Below are 602 nucleotides of genomic sequence, written 5' to 3' on the forward strand. Positions count from 1 at the left end.
TGCGCAGGCTCTACGACCGGCTCCGCCTGAAGGTCAACGAAGCCAAGACGGCGGTTGCTCAGGCGACGGGACGCAAGTTTCTGGGCTACGAACTGTGGCGCAGCGCGGGCGACCGGATCAAATGTGCGGTGGCTCGAAAGGCACTGGTGACCTTCAAGCAACGCATCCGAGAGCTGACCCGCCGCCCGGGTGGGCGGAGCTTGGCGGACGTAGCGGAGCGCCTGAGGGCCTATATGCCGGGTTGGAAAGCGTACTTCCAGCTCGCGCAGACGCCGCGAGTGTTCCGTGAACTCGACGAGTGGATCAGGCACCGGTTGCGTGCAGTGCAGCTTAAGCACTGGCGTCGGGGTACGACGATGTACCGGGAGTTGTTGGCGTTGGGTGCCTCGAAGGAGGATGCCTACCGGGTGGCCGCGAACAGTCGGCGATGGTGGCGAAACAGCCGCTGGCTGCTGAACCGTGCCATGCCGATCGCCTACTTCGACCATCTTGGCGTACCCCGACTCTCATGACCTCAACTGCTCGAACCGCCCGGTGCGGACCCGCATGCCGGGTGGTGTGGGAGGGGATCGGCCAGACTCTCTGACCGCCCCTATCCCGAT

1 protein-coding gene is annotated in these 602 nt (G+C 64.8%); it reads left to right on the forward strand.

The window, feature by feature from the left end:
* A partial coding sequence (locus tag BSE24067_RS32185; RefSeq protein WP_302479013.1) for a group II intron maturase-specific domain-containing protein occupies positions 1-512 on the forward strand: 512 nt, incomplete at its 5' end.
* Between the last annotated feature and the right edge of the window lie 90 nt (positions 513-602).

Source organism: Burkholderia latens (genome assembly GCF_902499045.1).
Lineage (GTDB): Bacteria > Pseudomonadota > Gammaproteobacteria > Burkholderiales > Burkholderiaceae > Burkholderia > Burkholderia latens.